Here is a 16488-nt window from a genome sequence, read left to right on the forward strand (position 1 = left end):
GATCGAGCAGGCTCACCACCGACCGCTCCACCTGACCGTCGGCGTCCAGCGCCAGCACCGCGACACTGAGCACCCGGGCCCGGTCGGGATGGATGCCGGATGTCTCGACGTCGACGACCGCCCAGCCCGACCCCGGCTCCCCGGCGGGCCGACCCCAACCGTTCATCGGAGCCTCCTCATGTCCCGAGCATGGCATGCGCAGCGGACATCGCCGTGTCGCCGCCGGTCGTGTCGCCCCTTAAACTCAGCCGGGTGATCAGCGTCCGTGGCCGACTGGCCCTGGCAGCCGGCGCGTGCGCGCGCTGGGCGTCGCGAGCGACCGGGCGCGGCGCCGGCGCCATGATCGGCGGGCTGGTTGCGATGACGCTGGATTCCTCGCTGCTCGGCCAGCTCGGCCGGGGCCGCAGCTCGGTGGTGATCACCGGGACCAACGGCAAATCCACCACCACCCGGATGGCCGCCGCTGCGCTGCGCGAGCTGGGCGCGGTGGCCACCAACGCCGAGGGCGCCAACATGGACGCCGGGCTGATCGCCGCTCTGGCCGCCGACCGCACCGCCCCGCTGGCCGCACTCGAGGTCGACGAGATGCACGTGCCGCACGTCTCCGACGCCGTCGACCCGGCGGTGGTGGTGCTGCTCAACCTCTCCCGTGACCAACTCGACCGGGTGGGGGAGATCAACACGATCGAGCGGGCGCTGCGTGCGGGCCTGGCCCGCCACCCGGCGACCGTCGTGGTCGCCAACTGCGACGACGTGCTGGTCACCTCCGCCGCCTACGACCACCCGCGGGTGGTGTGGGTCGCCGCCGGCGGCAGCTGGTCGGGGGACTCGGTGAGCTGCCCGCGCAGCGGCGAGGTGATCGTGCGCGAGCAGGAGCACTGGCGTTCGACCGGGACCGACTTCGCCCGGCCCACCCCGCACTGGTGGTTCGACGCCGACACCCTCTACGGGCCCGGCGGTCTGCGGCTGCCGATGCGCCTGGCGCTGCCCGGCGCGGTCAACCGCGGCAACGCCGCGCAGGCGGTGGCGGCGGCGGTCACCCTGGGCGCGGACCCGGCGGCCGCGGTGGCCGCGGCGGCCACCGTCGACGAGGTCGCCGGCCGCTACCGGACGGTGACGCTCGGCGCGCACACCGTGCGGGTGCTGCTGGCCAAGAACCCGGCCGGCTGGCAGGAGGCGCTGTCGATGATCGACCCGACCGCGGCGGGCGTGGTGATCGCGGTCAACGGGCAGGTGCCCGACGGGGTGGACCTGTCCTGGCTCTGGGACGTCCGGTTCGAACACTTCGAGAACACCGTGGTGGTCGCGGCCGGGGAGCGCGGCACCGACCTGGCGGTGCGGCTCGGCTACGCCGGGGTGGAGCATTCCCTGGTGCACGACACCGTCCGCGCGATCGCCTCCTGCCCGCCGGGGCGGGTCGAGGTGATCGCCAACTACACCGCCTTTCTGCAACTCAACCGGGTGCTGGACCGCCATGGCTGAAGCGCACAGCGAATCCGTCGTCCGGATCGGGCTGGTGCTGCCCGACGTGATGGGCACCTACGGCGACAGCGGCAACGCCGTCGTGCTGCGCCAGCGGCTCCGGCTGCGCGGCTACGCCGCGGAGATCGTCGAGATCCCGCTGGCCGACCCGGTGCCGGACTCGCTGGACCTCTACACCCTCGGCGGGGCCGAGGACTACGCGCAACGGCTGGCCACCCGCCACCTCAACACCCACCCCGGGCTGCAGCGGGCAGCCGCCCGCGGCGCCCCGGTGCTGGCCATCTGCGCGGCCGTCCAGGTGCTGGGGCAGTGGTATGAGACCGCCGCCGGCGAACGCGTCGACGGCGTCGGGCTGCTGGACCTGACCACCGCCCCGCAAGCCGAACGCTCCATCGGCGAGGTGGTGGCCACCCCCGCCCTCGCCGAACTCACCCAGCCGCTCACCGGATTCGAGAACCACCGCGGCGGAACCGTTCTGGGGGGCGACGCGGCGCCGCTGGGCCGGGTGGTCAAAGGCGACGGCAACCGTGTCGGCGCCGGGGTCGACGGCGCCGTACAGGGCAGCGTGATCGCGACCTATCTGCACGGTCCGTGTCTGGCCCGCAATCCCGAACTGGCCGACCTGCTGCTGTCGCGGGTGGTCGGCGACCTGGCGCCGCTGGAGCTACCCGAAGTCGAACTGCTGCGCCGGGAACGGCTCGCCGCGGACTGAACCCGCGTCTACCGCAGCCCGCCCCCCGCGGCGCCGGGATCCGGCGCGAAGGCGGCCGGCGGTTCGATCGGCTCGGCGCCGAACAACTGCCGGGCACGAGCCAGCAGAGCCCGGACCTCGTCGAGTTGCTCCTGCAGCACCGAGTCGGCCACACCGCGACGCTACCCACCGCGCCGCGGCGCGACAATTCAGTTCCCGGCGGCCAAAAATTTGAATTGACGCTGCGGACAATGCGGTCGGATACTGAGACGATGCCGGGCCCGGGCAGGCGCACGGAACTGGGCGACAAGGATCTTGTCGAGGCAGTGCTGCGCGACCTGCGGGAAGCGGCCGAACGCTGGGAGGCGCTGGTCGCCGAGGCCGAGACCATCACCTACAGCGTCGACCTCGGTGACGTGCGCGCGGTCGCCAACACCGACGGCCGGCTCATCGGGCTGACGCTGCACCCCAGCGTCACCACCGACTACACCCACACCGAACTCGCCGACCGGCTCAACCTCGCCTTCACCGCGCTGCGCGAGGAGGCCCAGGCCGACAACGACGCCCGATACGGCGGCGCACCGCGGTGAGCACCGACCCGCAGCTCGCCCACGCACTGGACCTCCTGGCCCGCGGTCACCGGCTGTACGCCGGGCCCGAACCCGCGGCGCCACCGATGCCCGACCACGGCCCGCCCGGCGCCCCGCCCGCCGGCGTTCCCGCGCGCGCGGCGGCCGAACTGGCCACGACGCTGCACCGGATCAGCCGGGCCGACCGCGAACTGGCCGCGCTGCTGGCCCGCGCCCACACCGCACGCAGCGTCGGGCGGCACGCCACCGGCCGCATCCTCGACGATGCCCACGCCGACACCGCACCCGGTGCGGACACCGCGATCGGACGCCGGGAAGCGCTGCGCCGCATGGCTGCCCGACTGCACAGCCAGCGACACCACATCCACCGCTCCCGCCGCGGCGCCCGCGCTCTCACCCGGCGGATGCGTCGCCTGCGCTACCCGAGCAGCCACGCCATCCCGCTGACCCGGGTGCGCTACCACCGTCGGCATCCGCCCGGAGCGGTGCGGGGCCGCATCCTGGCCGCCCTCGACCGGCTCGGGATCACCGACCCGCGCGCCCGGCAGCGCTGGCTGCGCGGCTACCAGACACTGATCGCCCGGGAATCCGGCGGCGACCCGACGGCGATCGCCGGGCAACCGGCGGCAGCGCTCGGGCCCGTCCAACCCGACGGTCACCCGCTCGGCTACGCCCGCGGCCTCACCCAGACCCTCCCGCAGACCTTCGCCCGCTACCACCAGCCCGGCACCGCCACCGACATCTACGACCCGGTCGCCAACATCTGTGCGTCGATGAACTACGTCATGCACCGGTACGGCGTGCGCGTCGACGCCGCCAACCTGACCACCGCCGTGCAGCAGGCGGACGCCGGGCGCCCGGCGAAGGGCTACTGAGCATGCCGCTGAACCTGTCCAACCGCGACCAGAACTCCGGGCACCTGTTCTACAACCGCCGGCTGCGTGCGGCGATCACCCGGTTCTCCGTGCGGATGCGCCACGACGACCGCAAACAGCAAGCCGCGGTGGCACTGTCGATCGTGTTCGTGCTCATCGGCATCGGCTGGATGACGTTGCTGCACCTGATGAAGCCGGCCGGGCTGATCGGGCAGTCGGCACTGATCGGCAACCGCGATACCGGGCAGGTCTACGCCCGGATCGACGGCCGGCTCTACCCGGCGCTCAACCTCACCTCGGCGCGTCTGGCTGTCGGCAACGCCGCCACCCCGGTCTGGGTGACCGGCACCGAGATCGCCAAATACCCGACCGGCCCGCTGATCGGCATCCCCGGTGTGCCCGACGCCCTGAGCGCTGCGTCCGCGCCACGATCGGCGTGGGCCGTCTGTGACAGCTCGGCTGCGCGCACCGCGCCGACGGTGACCAGCATCGCCGGCGACCCGGGGGCCACCGATCGGGCCGGACCGCTCGGCGCGGACCGGGCCATCCTCGCCACCCACCGCGACGCCACCTACCTGGTCTGGGCGAACCAGCGCGCCCGCATCGACCCGACCGACCGCACCATCACCTTCAACCTCGGCCTCGACCCGGCCGACGCCCACCCGATCGAGATCTCCACCGCGCTGTTCGACGCCATCCCCGCGGTGGAACCGATCGTGGTGCCGCCCATCCCCGACGCGGGCGCCCCGTCGTCCTGGCTGGCCGGGGCCCGCATCGGTGACGTGCTGACGACCCGCGACGCCGCCGGCTCGGCCACCGACTTCTACGTCCTGCTGGGCGGCGGGGTGCAACGCGTCAGCGGCTTCGTCGCCGACCTGCTGCGCACCGCCCTACCGCGGCACGCCGTCGCACCGCGGCTGGTCTCCCCCGACACGGTGGTGGCCATCCCGGTGGTCGACGTCCTCAACGTCGACTATTACCCGACTGGCCGGCTGCAGTTCGTCGACACCACGGCCAACCCGGTCACCTGCCTGGCCTGGACCAAACAGACCGGCGACCCGCAAGCGGCGGTGCACGTCCTCAGCGGTCCCGGGCTGCCGGTCCCCGCCGACGCGGAGGCCGCGACCGTGCCGCTGGTGCGCGACGACCGCGGGCCGGACTCGGTGGAAGCCGACCGCGCCGTCGTCCTGGCCGACGCGGCCACCTTCGTGGCCACCACCGGCGGTTTGGCCACCGCCGCAAGCCGGGAGAGCCTGTACTGGCTGTCCCCGCAAGGGGTGCGCTACGGCGTCGAAGCCGACCAGCAGACCCTGCGCGCACTGGGATTGGACCCGGCGACCGCGGTGCAGGCGCCGTGGCCGCTGCTGCGCACGTTCGCGGCGGGCCCGGCGATCAGCCGCGACGCCGCGCTGGTGGCGCGCGACACCGTTCCCGGTGCGGCAGCGGCGGTCCCACGCGGAGGGTAGCGATGGCCAAACGCGGATTCGTCCGCAGTACGCGCGCTGCGGTGCCGGTGGTGCCGCCGGCGCGGGTCGCGGTCGCCCCGCCGCTGGCGCTGCCCGAACGCGAACCCCGCAACATCCTGCTGATGATCGCCATCCCGGCGGTACTGGTCGGCATCCTCGGCACGCTGATCGTGATGTACGCGTCGGGGATCCGCAGCCTGCGTTCGGGATTCTTCCCGATGATGGGACTCGCCGGCTTCGGCGCGCTCATGTTCAGCGGCCGTCTGGGTCGCGGCCGCCGGGTGAGCTGGGGCGAACAGGAACGACAGCGCCGAAGCTATCTGCGCCAACTCGACGACGACCGCGACGAGATCCACCGCGCCGCCGCGCAACTGCGCCGCAGCCAGCTGTTCGTCCACGCCGATCCCCGGCGCCTCGACACCGTCATCGGCAGCCGCCGCATGTGGGAGCGCCGGCCCGGCGACCCCGACTTCCTGGACGTGCGGCTCGGCGTCGGCGTCCAGCAGGCCGGCGATTGCGCGGTCTCGCTGCAGTGGCCCGACGTGCCCGTCGCCGAGGAACTCGAACCGGTCACCGGCGGGGCACTGCGCGACTTCATCCTGGAACAGAGCAAGATCCGCGACATCGGCAAGGTGGTGAGCCTGCGATCCAAGCCGGGCTTCAGCTTCCTGGCCGACGACACCGCCGCACTGCACCCACTGCTGCGCGCTGTGCTGTGCGCGCTGGCGGTCTACCACAGCCCCGACGACCTGAAGATCATGCTGGTGACCCGGCACCCGGAGCGGTGGTCGTGGCTGGTGTGGCTACCGCACAACCAGCACGCCGAGCTGATCGACGCATGCGGGCCGCGCCGGCTGGTGTTCACCAGCCCCACGGCGCTGGAGGAAGCGCTGGACGCCGAACTGCACCGCAAGGGGCGCGGGCCCTGGACACCGCCGATCGGCAGCAGCCCGTCCACCATGCCCTCGCCGATGGAATCACCGACCGGCCGCGAGCTGGGACCGCACTGGCTGATCGTGGACGACAACACCGGTACCCCGGAGCAATGGGAAGGCGTGACCGGACAAAAAGGGATGGCCGGCATCACCGTGCTGCGCCTGGCCACCCGCGCCGGGACCGGGGTGGGATTCGGCGAGGACCAGCGTTTCGAACTGCGCGGCGACCGGCTGTGGCACCGCGGCGGCTTCTACGCCGTGGCCGATCAGCTCGCCGCCAGCACCGCGCACCGCTACGCCCGCGCGTTGGCGCGCTGGTCGCCGATGACCGCCGGGGAACTGGCCGAGACCGACGGCCGCGGGGGCGAACTGCTGCGCAGCCTGGGCATCGCCGACCCGCGGCGCCTCGACGTGAGCCGGCTGTGGGCGGAAAGCCGCGGCCGCGGCGACCCGAAGTGGGCGATGGTGCCGGTCGGGGCGAAACCGGGCGGCGAGCTGCAGTACATCATCCTGCGCGCCAAGGACTTCGGCGGCTTCGGTTTCCATTCGGTGGTGATCGGCACGTCGGGGTCGGGAAAATCCGAGTACTTCCTGTCGCTGTGCAGCGGCATCGCCCTCACCCACTCCCCGGAGACGTTCATCGTCATCTTCGTCGACATGAAGTTCGAGTCCGCCGCCCAGGACCTGGACGGCTTCCCCCATGTGGCCGGCTCGCTGTCGAACCTGGGCAACGACGAACGCCACCTCGCCGACCGGATGCGCAAGGCCGTCGACGGCGAGATCACCCGCCGCTACCGGCTGTTCAAGGAGGCCGGGGCCCGGGACGCCAACGAATACGAGGAGATGCGCCTGGCCGGGCGGCAATTGGAACCGATCCCGATCCTGCTGGTCATCATCGACGAATACCTGGAGCTGTTCATCCACCACCCGGAATGGATCGACCTGGTCATCCACATCGGGCAGGAAGGACGCGGCTGCAACGTGTTCTTCACCCTCGGCGGGCAGCGCCTGGACCTGTCGTCGCTGAGCAAGGTCAAGAGCAACATCGCATTTCGGGTGGCGCTTCGCGCCGAGACCGCCGAGGACTCCCGCGACGTCATCGGTAGCGACGCGGCGCTGCACCTGCCGTCGGCGGAGAACGGCTACGGACTGCTCAAGGTCGGCCCCCGGGATCTGGAGCAGTTCCGCTGCTTCTACGTCTCGGCCCCGTTCGTGGTGCCCAAGCACACCGGCGACGACGGGCACACCGCGCCGGTCTCGTTCGCCCAGCCGCGGCTGCTGAGCTGGGAGCACCAACCGCTCAGCCCCGCCGAACGCGCCGCCCTGCCGGTGGAGCGTCCCGCGGAACCCGACGAATACCTGTTCCACCCCGACGGATTCCGGCGCAAGAAGATCGTCGACGTGGTCCGCGAGGCGCTGGCCGCGCAGCCGACGCGCCCCCCGCACCGGATCTGGCTGCCGCCCCTGGAAACCAGCGAACCGGTCGATGCGCTGGTGGCGATCTGGCGGGGCCGGGCCTGGGACGTCGACTATGGGCAGAACAGCGGGCTGACCCTGCCCGTCGGGGTGGTCGACATCCCCGAAGAGCACGCCCAACGGGTCCACGTCGTCGACGCCGAGATGGACAACATCATGGTGGTCGCCACCGCGCAGCGCGGCAAGTCGACCACGATCATGACGCTGCTGGTGGCCGCGGCGCTGCTGTACCGCCCGGAGCGGGTGACGTTCTTCTGCGTCGGGGCGGCGCTCTACCCGGTCGAGGAGCTACCGCACGTCGCCGGGGTGGTCAGCCTCTCCGACGGCGAGGGCGTGTCCCGCACGATCGCCACCCTCGAGGGGCTGATCCGCGCCCGGGAAGCGGCGTTCAAGCACCACCAGATCGACATCGCCGAATTCCGGCAGCGTCGCTTCGGCACCGCCGAGGGCGCCACCGACCCCGACGACAAGTTCGGCGACGTCTTCCTGGTCGTCGACAACTACGGCGACCTCTACGACAAGGACCCGGCGCTGGGCGACCGCGCCATCGCCATCGCCCGCCAGGGGCTGTCCTACGGCGTGCACGTGATCACCAGTGCCACCGCCTGGTTCGTCGGCCAGAAACAGGGGCTGCTCAACGTGTCCAACGCGCGCATCCAACTGCGGTTGTCCAACCCCGACGAGTCCCAGATGGGCACCGGGCTGGAGCGGCGCAAGGCGGCGCGCAACACCCTCGACCGGCCCGGCTTCGGCCTGACCGCCGACGGTCATGAACTCCTGGTCGCCGTTCCCGAAATCACCGGCCCCGACGGCGCCCGCATCCCCACCCGCCGGATCGGCGCGGTGCTCACCGAGCGCACCGGCGCGACCCGGGTGGAGCGGCTGGCCCGGCTGCCGCACCGGGCCGGGCTAGCGGGCATCTGCGCGGCATTCGCCGGCAGCGAGGGCGCCGACGACCCGCTCAACGTCCCGTTCGCGCTCGGCGAGAGCGCCCTGCAGCCGGTCGCCGCGCCGCTGCGGACCCTGCCGAACCTACTGGTGATGGGGCGCCAGCTGTGTGGCAAGACCACGACGCTGACCACGATCGGCCACGCGATCATGAACCGGCTCAGCCCGGAGCAGGCGCGCATCACCATCATCGACCCGAAGACGACGTTGATCGGCCGGATCCAGGGCCCGCACGTCGATGCCTACGCCTACACCGCCGACGACATCGACGCGGTGCTCGGCGAGCTCGCCGAGGCACTGCGGCACCGGTTGCCGCCGTCGGGGCTGACCCAACGGGAACTGCTGGACTGGCCGGGCTGGGACGGCCCCCGCCGGGTGGTCATCATCGACGACGAGCAGGAGTTGCGCGGTCATGGCGGGATCGGCAAACCGGCCGCCACCGCTCCGCTGTGGCCGCTGATCGAGCGCAGCCGCGAAATCGGGCTGCATGTGATCGTGGCGCGGCTGCCCGGCAATTGGGTGGCGCAGGCGGTGATGAACCCGCTGCTGCAAAAACTCACCGCGGCGCGGACACCGACGTTGTTCATGGACAACGACCCGGCAACCGTGAAGGTGTTCGGGCGGATCAGCGCGCAACAACTGCCGGCCGGCCGGGGCCTGCTGGTGACCACCGAGGGCGCGATCGAAGGCGTGCTGGTCGGCACCGCCGAACCTAGTGCGGGCACTCCACCGGGCTGACCAGCAGGGCGGGCCACAGCACCGTCGCCAAACCCATTGCCACCAGGTCGAATTCGGTGCTCTGCGGTGCGCGCAACTGCAGCTGATGCCGCGCCGGGGTCAGGTGATCGGGTTGGAGGAAAACCAAACTCAGCCCGATCAGCAGATAGGGGATGGCCAGCCAGAAAACGGTCTCGGCGAGCGCGGCCACCGAAACCGGCCGGGTGGCCACTGCCCACACCCGCGCGGGCAGCTCCGCGATCCGCCGGCCCATCACGGCCCGCAGCCGCCGGCGAAGGCGAGCTGAACCGGCCAGGTCGCGATGCCCGCCAGGACCGAGAGCACCGCCTCGGGGCCGCCCAGCCCGGCGAAGCGGTCGCTGTCGGCGACCGCCCACACCAGCCCGGCCGCCAGGTACGGCGCGGCGATCAGCCCGGCCAGCAGGCCCCACTCGACCAGGCGCAGCTCGAAACGCAGCACGCTGCGCAGGATGCTGAGCACCGCAGGCCTCCTCGGGCACGTCGACCGGTTCGCGCTGCCGAGGCCAAAACTACCCGGTGCTCAGTCGCGGTGGCCGTACTCGTCGAACCAGTAGGCGAGTTTGCCGCGCCTGCTCACCGCCCGCAGCCGACGCTCGGTGGCCTCCCGGGTCGGCGGGTTGGTGACGATGAGCAACTCGTCGCCGGCCTTGATCGGGGTGTCGGGCTGGGGCACGAAAGTGTGACCGTTGCGGATGATCAAGGTGATCACGCTCGGCTCGGGCAGGCGCAGTTCCAGGATCGTGACGTTGCGCAGCCGCGACTCCGGCGCCACCCGCATCGTCAGCAACTCGGCTTCCAACACGTCCAGCGGCGCGGACTCGACGTGGATCTCGCGGGCGGCGTCGTGGGCCATCAGCCCGAGTCGCCGCGCGATCAGGCTCAGGCTGGGGCCCTGCACCAAGGTGAAGCCCACCACCAGGATGAACACGATGTTCAGCAGCCGCTGGCTATGCTCGACACCCTCGACGATGGGAAAGGTGGCCAACACGATCGGCACCGCCCCGCGCAAACCCGCCCAGGACAAGAAGACCTGTTCGCGCCAGGGCACCCGGAACCAGGTCAGACAGCCGGCCACCGACAGCGGGCGGGCCACCAGCAGCAGCACCAGGCCGATGACGAGCGCGGGGACCAGTTCGCGGGGCAGGTTGCGCGGGGTCACCAGCAGACCCAGCAGCACGAAGAGGCTGATCTGGGCCAGCCACGCCAGCCCCTCGGCGAAGGAGCGGGTGGCTGAGCGGTGCGGCAGTTTGGAGCTGGCCAGCACCATGCCGGCCACGTAGGCGGCCAGGAAGGCGCTGGCGTGCGCGGTGCCGGCCGCGGCGAACGCCACCATGCCGACCCCGAACGTCGCCAACGGGTACATCCCGGTCGCGGGCAGCGCGGTGTGGCGCAACGCGAACCCGCCCACCAGCCCGGCGCCCACACCGATCACCGCGCCGAGCGCCAACTCGAAGATGATCTCCAGCACCGCTTCGCCCAGCGACACCGTCAGCGGGGTCGCGCTGAACACCAACACCAGGATGGCCGCGGGCGGGTCGTTGAAGCCGGACTCGGCCTCGACCAGGCCGGCCAGCCGCCGCGGCAGCGGCAGCAGCCGCAGCACCGAGAACACCGCGGCGGCGTCGGTGGAGGAGATGATCGCCCCCAGCAGCAGCGCCAGCTGCCACTCGAAGCCCAGCAGCAGGTGCGCGCCGACCGCGGTGACCACCGTGCTGATGCCCACCCCGACGGTGGCCAGTACCCCCGCGGGGGCGAGCACGCTGCGCACGTCGGCGAACCGGGTGGTCAGCCCGCCCTCGACCAGGATCACGCCGAGCGCGGCGATGCCGAGATCCCGGGCGATCTCGTAGTTGTCGAAGACCAGCCCGAGCCCGCCGTCGCCGATCGCCATCCCGACCGCGAGGAACAGCAACAGACTGGGCAGCCCGACCCGGCTGGCGACCCGGGTGCCGACGATGCTGGCCAGCAGCACCAGGCCGCCGGCCAACAGCGCCAGGTACAGCTGCTCCAAGGTCATGTCGTCCCCGCTTGTGCCGGTGGGCTGGGTGGGCATCGAGCCCGGGTTGCTTCCGCCGGCCGTGGCGGCAAGGCCCGGAGGAGGTGTGCCGGTGCCAGTAAAGTTAACCCAGGAACGGCCTCGACGGGCCGGGGCATCAACGGTACGGGCCGAGAACAGGCGATGCGGATGGCGACAGGCGATGGGTAGGCGGGTGATGCGGGTCGGCATCGCCGGCGCCGGGGCTGTCGGTCGCGCGGTCGCCCGGGAACTGCTCGACAACGGCCACAAGGTGCTGTTGATCGAACGCCAGACCGGGCACTACCAGCCCGGCGCCGTCGCCGACGCCGACTGGCTGCTCGGTGACGCCGCGGAGCTCTCCACGCTGGAGGAGGCGGGCCTGCAGATCTGCGACGTGGTCATCGCCGCAACCGGGCAGGACAAGGTCAACCTGGCGGTGGCGCTGCTGGCCAAGACCGAGTTCGCGGTGCCGCGGGTGGTCGCCCGGGTCAACGAGACCCGCAACGAGTGGCTGTTCACCGACGAGTGGGGCGTCGACGTGGCCGTGTCCACCCCGCGGGCGATCGTCGCGAACGTGGAGGGTGCGATCGACGTCGGACACCTGGTGCCGGTGATGGGGCTGCGACAGAGCCAGGTCAACCTGGCGAAACTGACCCTGCCGGCCACCAATCCGCTGGTCGGACAGCGGATTTGTGACATAACGCTGCCACCGGACACCGCGCTGGTGGTGGTGCTGCGCGACGACGAGACGATCCTGCCGCGCTCGCAACGGATGCTGGCCGCCGGAGACGAGTTGGTGTTCGCCGCCAACCGCGCCACCGAGCACCGCATTCGCGCGGTCATCGAGGCGCAGGACCCCGCGTTGGCCGGTCCCGGGGCGGAGCCGGCGTAGTCAGAGCCGGCTTAGTCAGACCCCGGCGCCAGACCCCGGTGTCAGGCTTCGACGATGATCGGGTCGCCCAAGCTGACCTGGTCGAAATACCAGGCGGCGTTGTCCGGGCTGAGGTTGATGCAGCCGTGGCTGACGTTGGCGTAGCCCTGCGAGTCCACCGACCACGGCGCGGAGTGGACGTAGACGCCGCTCCAGGTGACCCGGACGCCGTACTGGCCGTCGATGAGGTACCCCTCGGGGTCGTCGAGCGGGATGCCGATGGTGCGCGAGTCGAACTTCACCGTGCGCTCCTTGGACAGCGCCGTGAACGAGCCGATCGGGGTGGGCCGGCTCGGCTTACCCAGCGAGGCAGGCATTTCGCGCAGCACCTCGCCGTTGCGGCTCACGGTGAAGCTGTGGCCGGAGATGCTGGCCACCGCGACCAGTGCGTCGCCGGTTTCGAAGCCGGTGGACAGGCCGCGCGCCTCCACATCGACGGTGGTGTGCGCGGGCCAGTAGTCCTCCGGCACCCAGTGGACCTCGCGGTCACTGACCCACTCGAAGTGTCCGGGGGTGTTGCTCGAGGACGTGACGACGATGGTGCGTTCCGCGGCGGTCCGGTTGCGCACCGGAGCGAGGAAGGTGACCACCACCGGGTGGGCCACGCCGACGACCGCGCCCTGCGCCGGCAGGACCTCGGCGACCGCCGGGACGGGCTGCGGCGGTGCGATCGCCGCCCAGCTGGCGTTACTCGACCCCACCGCGAGCAGTGCGGTAATCGAGGCGATGACGCCCAACCAGCGAGCCACGCGGCGCACGGCGTCCCCCCTTCTTGAAGTGTCAAACCCGTCCGTATTCTATCCGGCCTTTGCCGGTTCGTTGCTCAGCAAAGGGCAAATCCGCGGCCTCGGCCGTGCTCCACGCTGGTGAAGCGCGTTGTGATGTAGCGCCAGCAAATATCAAATGTGTACTTTGCCGGTGGGCTCTTGTGCCGGTCGCCGGTTGGGGGAAAGCTTGACACCCAGGAGGATCGGCATGGCGGACAAGACGTACCGATCGGCGGGTGCCGGCCCGGCCGTGGACCGCCCCACCGAGATCCGCAACGTGGCATTGGTAGGGCCCTCCGGATCGGGAAAGACCACCCTGGTCGAGGCCCTGCTCGTTGCCGGTGGGGAGTTGTCCCGGCCCGGAACGATCTGCGACGGCACCACGGTCTGCGACTACGACCCCGTCGAGATCCGCCAGCAGCGGTCGCTCGGTCTGGCGGTGGCGCCGGTCTGGCACGGGCGCACCAAGATCAACCTCATCGACACCCCCGGCTACGCCGAGTTCCTCGGGGAACTGCGCGCGGGTCTGCGCGCAGCCGACGGGGCGTTGTTCGTCATCGCCGCCAACGACGTCGTCGATGAAGCCACCCGGTCGCTGTGGCAGGAGTGCGAGCAAACCGGGGTGCCGCGCGCGGTGGTGATCAACAAGCTGGACCACCCCCGTGCGGACCATGCGACTACGCTGCGCATGGCACGGGAAGCCTTCGGCGTCAAGACGTTACCGCTATACCTACCCGACGGTGACGGCCTACTGGGCTTGCTCACGCAGACGTATTACCGGGTGATCGACGGTCAACGCCGCGCCCGGCCGCCCGATACCGAGCAGCGGGCACGCATCGACGCTCATCGCGGTGACCTCATCGAAGGGATCATCGAAGAGTCCGAAGACGAGACACTCATGGAGCGCTACCTCGCCGGCGAAGAGCTGGACGAGGACGGACTGATCGCCGATCTGGAGCGTGCGGTGGCCCGCGCGACGCTATTTCCGGTGTTCCCGGTATGCGCGGCCACCGGTCTGGGCGCCATTGAACTGCTCGACGGGATCGCCCGTGGCCTGCCCCCGCCACCGGAGCGCCGGCCGCCCGAGGTGTTCACCCCGCAGGGGATCGCCCGCCGGGCGCTGCCCTGCGACCCCGACGGCCCGTTGCTGGCCGAGGTCGTCAAAACCACCTCCGATCCCTATGTGGGCCGGATCAGTCTGGTGCGGGTGTTCTCCGGAACCTTGCGACCCGATTCCGCGGTGCACGTCTCCGGACACAGCACCGCGTTCTTCGGGAACGGTTCGACGCCAAGCCATCCCGATCACGACGAGGACGACCGCGTCGCCGCCGTGTCGTTCCCGTTCGGCAAGCAACAGCGGCGGGCCGACCGGGTGATCGCCGGCGACCTGGGTGCCATCGCTCGACTCGGCCACGCCGAAACCGGCGACACCGTGTCGGACTGCGCCGACGCCTTGGTGCTCAAGCCCTGGCCGATGCCCGAACCGCTGTTGCCGGTGGCGATCTCACCGCACGCCCGGACCGATGACGACAAGCTGGCCGTGGCGCTGAGCCGGCTGGTTGCCGAGGACCCGGCGTTGCGGGTCGAGCAGAACCGGGAGACCCATCAGGTCGTGCTGTGGTGCACCGGGGAGGCACACGCCGACCTCGTCCTCGAGGCGCTCACCGACCGCTACGGGGTGGCCGTAGACGTTGTGGAGCTGCGGGTACCGCACCGCGAGACCTTCGCCGACACGGCACGGGGTCGCGGTCGACATGTCAAACTGTCCGGAGGACACGGACAGTTCGCGATCTGTGACATCGTCGTCGAGCCACTGTCGCCGGGCGCGGGATTCGAATTCGTCGACAAGGTGGTCGGTGGTGCGGTGCCGCGCGCTTTCATCCCCAGCGTGGAAAAGGGTGTGCGGAACCAGATGGCTGCCGGCGTGCACAGCGGCTGCCCGGTGGTCGACATCCGGGTCACCCTGGTCGACGGCAAGGCCCACAGCGTGGACTCCTCGGATATGGCCTTCCAGCTCGCCGGCGCGCTGGCGCTGCGGGAGGCGGCGGCCACCGCGCGCATCGAGCTACTCGAACCTCTCGACGCGATCGTGGTGGTGGTGCCCGACGAGCTGGTCGGTGCGGTGTTGACCGACCTGTCCGGGCGGCGGGCCCGGGTGTCGGGCACCGAGAAGGCGGGGCAGGACCGTAGCGTGATCCACGCCGAAGTGCCCCAAGTGGAGCTGATCCGCTACGCGATCGACTTACGCTCACTCAGTCACGGCAGCGGGTCGTTTCACCGCGCGTTCGCCCGCTACGCCCCGATGCCCGCGGCGGCCATCGCCCGGGCCGACTCGTGAACCGCGCCGACGGCCGAAGACAGGAAGGTGACCGTTGTCGACATTGCAGGGCCTGCCCGCCCACATCCTGCTGAACCACTTCGTAGTCGTGTTGATGCCGCTCACCGCGGTCCTGGCGATTCTGTGCGCCGTGTGGCCGGGCGCGCGGCAACGACTGGTCTGGCTGGTTTTGGTGCTCGCGATCGCGACCGCGGTCATCACCCCGTTGACCGTCAGCTCCGGGCAGTGGCTGATCGACCACGCCGACAAGCAGACCCAGATGCTCAACCACCACGCCGATCTCGGCGACACCATGGCCTACTTCGCGGCGGCACTACTGGTCGCCGCCATCCTGCTCGCCGTGCTGCAGGTCCGGAAGAATCGGGCCAGTGAGACGAAACCGCTGGTGCAGCTGCTGATCATCGCCCTGGTGATCGCCGCCTCCGGCGCTTCACTGGTGCAGATCTACCGCACCGGCGAATCCGGTGCCCGCTCGGCGTGGGGGAGTTTCGTGTCGTCGGTGAGCGGGTGAGGGCGGCCGGCAGGCGCCGGCGGCCGTGACCTTCAGCCCAGCCCGCCCAGCCGGGTCGATGCCCAATACTCCCGCAGCGCACAGATCCGCTCCCCGTCGAACTCCAGCAACGCCACTTCCCGCATCAGCTTGCGTTCACCGGCGACCAGATCGTCGAAGCGGGCCTCCCACTCGGCGATCGCGGTGGCGCCGTCCAGATACAGGTTCAACAGCGCCACCTCGATGTTCGCCTGCTGCTCCACGACCTTGGTCTGCCAGTACCGCCGGATCCCGGCCGCGTCGCGGATCGGTTCATCGAGCACCCGCTCGTGATAGGTCGCCGTCGGCGTGAAGATGCTGACGATCAGGTCCGGGTCTTGACTCGCCCAGGCGCGGAGATAGGTGGCGACGACCCGGCGGACAACGTCCTTGGTGAGAGCGGTGGCCACGTTGCATTTCTACCCGGCCGTTCGGTTGACCGACCGGTCTTCTGCTCGATCGGACCGTTCGGTTCCCCGGCGACTGTGACGCAGTCCAACCTGTGTACTTCCTGTTAGCCCGCCCGGTTAACGCGGAGCAAAACCCCGATCACAGCAACTCGGTAGCTGACTAGCACGAATCTTCCACCCAGCAAACTGCTGATGCGCACGGGTGCGGACACCCGGGACACTTGCCACGCCTGGTCAGGCACGGCCCGGACCACATTTGGGTTGACGCCGATCAG

At 70.9% G+C, this 16488-nt stretch carries 15 protein-coding genes and 1 pseudogene; 9 read left to right on the forward strand and 7 right to left on the reverse strand.

What is annotated here, in order from left to right; genetic code table 11:
• Positions 1–166 (reverse strand): annotated as a pseudogene (locus A5643_RS18230) (DEDDh family exonuclease); the annotation flags it as partial.
• Positions 167–252: 86 nt separating this feature from the next.
• Between A5643_RS18230 and A5643_RS10705 the strand changes: the two are divergent.
• The gene (locus A5643_RS10705) at positions 253–1482 is read left to right on the forward strand and encodes a Mur ligase family protein (RefSeq protein ID WP_066854741.1); all 1230 of its coding nucleotides are present in this window, start codon (positions 253–255) and stop codon (positions 1480–1482) included.
• Positions 1475–2194, forward strand: a complete 720-nt coding sequence (locus tag A5643_RS10710) for a type 1 glutamine amidotransferase (RefSeq protein WP_066854744.1) — start codon at positions 1475–1477, stop codon at positions 2192–2194. Before A5643_RS10705 ends, A5643_RS10710 begins: the two co-directional genes overlap by 8 nt.
• 8 nt (positions 2195–2202) lie before the next feature.
• Here A5643_RS10710 and A5643_RS18455 read toward each other — a convergent pair whose 3' ends face one another.
• Positions 2203–2346 carry a hypothetical protein gene (locus A5643_RS18455; protein WP_197497703.1) on the reverse strand — a complete coding sequence of 48 codons (144 nt, stop codon included), beginning with the start codon at positions 2344–2346 and terminating at the stop codon, positions 2203–2205.
• 99 nt (positions 2347–2445) lie between these two features.
• Here A5643_RS18455 and A5643_RS10715 point away from each other — a divergent pair, with 99 nt between their 5' ends.
• Genes A5643_RS10715 through eccCa form a run of 4 tightly spaced genes read left to right on the forward strand, consistent with a single transcriptional unit; the run spans position 2446 to position 9201 of the window.
• Positions 2446–2763, forward strand: a complete 318-nt coding sequence (locus A5643_RS10715; protein WP_066854747.1) for a DUF2710 family protein — start codon at positions 2446–2448, stop codon at positions 2761–2763.
• Complete coding sequence (locus A5643_RS10720) at positions 2760–3638, forward strand: transglycosylase SLT domain-containing protein (protein ID WP_066854749.1); 879 nt, start codon at positions 2760–2762, stop codon at positions 3636–3638. The genes A5643_RS10715 and A5643_RS10720 overlap by 4 nt, the downstream gene beginning before the upstream one ends.
• A 2-nt stretch (positions 3639–3640) precedes the next feature.
• A complete protein-coding gene (gene eccB / locus A5643_RS10725; protein WP_066854751.1) occupies positions 3641–5104 on the forward strand; it encodes a type VII secretion protein EccB in 1464 nt (487 codons plus the stop codon).
• 2 nt (positions 5105–5106) lie between these two features.
• Entirely contained in the window at positions 5107–9201 is a 4095-nt protein-coding gene (gene eccCa / locus A5643_RS10730; RefSeq protein WP_066854753.1) for a type VII secretion protein EccCa, read from the forward strand.
• Here eccCa and A5643_RS10735 read toward each other — a convergent pair.
• From A5643_RS10735 to A5643_RS10745, 3 genes are read right to left on the reverse strand one after another with little or no spacing between them, the layout of a single operon-like run.
• On the reverse strand, positions 9176–9457 hold the full coding sequence (locus A5643_RS10735) for a hypothetical protein (protein ID WP_156628755.1): 282 nt from the start codon (positions 9455–9457) through the stop codon (positions 9176–9178). The genes eccCa and A5643_RS10735 overlap by 26 nt on opposite strands.
• A complete protein-coding gene (locus A5643_RS10740; protein ID WP_066854763.1) occupies positions 9454–9681 on the reverse strand; it encodes a hypothetical protein in 228 nt (75 codons plus the stop codon). The genes A5643_RS10735 and A5643_RS10740 overlap by 4 nt, the downstream gene beginning before the upstream one ends.
• A gap of 60 nt (positions 9682–9741) precedes the next feature.
• A complete protein-coding gene (locus tag A5643_RS10745) occupies positions 9742–11238 on the reverse strand; it encodes a potassium/proton antiporter (protein ID WP_066854766.1) in 1497 nt (498 codons plus the stop codon).
• 196 nt (positions 11239–11434) lie between these two features.
• Between A5643_RS10745 and A5643_RS10750 the strand changes: the two genes are divergently transcribed.
• The gene (locus tag A5643_RS10750) at positions 11435–12130 is read left to right on the forward strand and encodes a potassium channel family protein (RefSeq protein ID WP_066854769.1); all 696 of its coding nucleotides are present in this window, start codon (positions 11435–11437) and stop codon (positions 12128–12130) included.
• 41 nt (positions 12131–12171) lie between these two features.
• Here A5643_RS10750 and A5643_RS10755 read toward each other — a convergent pair whose 3' ends face one another.
• Positions 12172–12927, reverse strand: coding sequence for a L,D-transpeptidase (locus A5643_RS10755; protein WP_066854783.1), 756 nt, complete (start codon positions 12925–12927; stop codon positions 12172–12174).
• Positions 12928–13144: 217 nt separating this feature from the next.
• Between A5643_RS10755 and A5643_RS10760 the strand changes: the two genes are divergently transcribed.
• The gene (locus A5643_RS10760; RefSeq protein ID WP_066854785.1) at positions 13145–15274 is read left to right on the forward strand and encodes an elongation factor G-like protein EF-G2; all 2130 of its coding nucleotides are present in this window, start codon (positions 13145–13147) and stop codon (positions 15272–15274) included.
• Between the two features lie 34 nt (positions 15275–15308).
• The gene (locus A5643_RS10765; RefSeq protein ID WP_066854788.1) at positions 15309–15785 is read left to right on the forward strand and encodes a DUF2231 domain-containing protein; all 477 of its coding nucleotides are present in this window, start codon (positions 15309–15311) and stop codon (positions 15783–15785) included.
• Between the two features lie 32 nt (positions 15786–15817).
• Here A5643_RS10765 and A5643_RS10770 read toward each other — a convergent pair whose 3' ends face one another.
• Positions 15818–16213: a nuclear transport factor 2 family protein gene (locus A5643_RS10770; RefSeq protein ID WP_066854789.1), complete on the reverse strand. Its 396-nt coding sequence runs from the start codon at positions 16211–16213 to the stop codon at positions 15818–15820.
• Positions 16214–16488: the final 275 nt, after the last annotated feature.

Origin of the sequence: Mycobacterium sp. 1274756.6, assembly GCF_001668625.1 — a bacterium.
Lineage (GTDB): Bacteria > Actinomycetota > Actinomycetes > Mycobacteriales > Mycobacteriaceae > Mycobacterium.